This window comes from Marichromatium sp. AB32 (genome assembly GCF_003718675.1).
Taxonomy (GTDB): domain Bacteria; phylum Pseudomonadota; class Gammaproteobacteria; order Chromatiales; family Chromatiaceae; genus Marichromatium; species Marichromatium gracile.
Genome location: NZ_RHFJ01000130.1, coordinates 1 through 1000, shown reverse-complemented (window position 1 = coordinate 1000; position 1000 = coordinate 1). Strand labels below are relative to the sequence as shown.

The 1000-nt window shown below is 74.6% G+C and carries 1 protein-coding gene; it reads left to right on the top strand.

What is annotated here, in order from left to right; all coding sequences use genetic code 11:
• Positions 1 to 1000: AMP-binding protein (locus tag EBL85_RS16820; protein ID WP_148040588.1), on the top strand; the 1000-nt coding region annotated here is incomplete at both ends.

Sequence of the window (1000 nt, the reverse complement as noted above, 5' to 3'; positions counted from 1 at the left end):
CCGGACTCGCCCCGGGCGAGGCGGTGGCGGTGTCGCTGCCGCGCGGCGCGGCCCAGGTCGCGGCGGTGTTCGGGGTGCTCGCCGCCGGGGGGTGCTATGTCCCGATCGGGGTCGAGCAGCCGTCGGCGCGACGCGCGCGCATCCTCGAGCGCGCCGGGGTCGGGCTGGTGCTCGATGCCGAGACGATCGCGCAGGCCCAAGCCCACGCGCCGTTGCCCGCGCCGGTCGCGGTGGCGCCGAGCGGTCCGGCCTATGTGATCTTCACCTCCGGCTCGACCGGCGAGCCCAAGGGGGTGGAGGTCACCCATCTGGCCGCGGCCAACACCATCGATGCGATCAACCAGCGCTACGGCGTCGGGCCGGAGGATCGGGTGCTGGCGGTCTCGGCGCTCGACTTCGATCTCTCGGTCTACGACCTCTTCGGCCCCTCGCAGGTCGGCGGCGCGCTGGTCTGCGTGCCGGAGACAGCGCGGCGCGATGCCGCCGTCTGGCGCGCGCTGATCGCGCGCCACCGGGTGACGCTGTGGAACTCGGTGCCGGTGCTGCTGGAGATGCTGTTGAGCCTCGCCGGGACGGACGAGCCCCCGCTCGGGCTGCGCCTGGCGCTGGTCTCGGGCGACTGGATCGCCCGCGACCTGCCGGCGCGCCTCGACGCCGCCACCGACGGCGGTTGCCGCATGGTGGCGATGGGCGGGGCGACGGAGGCGGCGATCTGGTCGAACGCCTTCGAGCCCGCACCCGAGCCGCTCCCGGGCTGGAACTCGATCCCCTATGGCCGACCGTTGCCCAATCAGTGCTATCGCGTGGTCGACGCCCAGGGGCGCGACTGCCCCGACTGGGTCCCCGGCGAGCTGTGGATCGGCGGGGCGGGACTGGCCAGCGGCTATCGCGGCGATGCCGAGCGCACCGCCGAGCGCTTCGTCACCCGCGCCGGGGCGCGCTGGTATCGCACCGGCGACATCGGCCGCTATCACCCCGACGGGCTCCTGGAGTTCCTCGG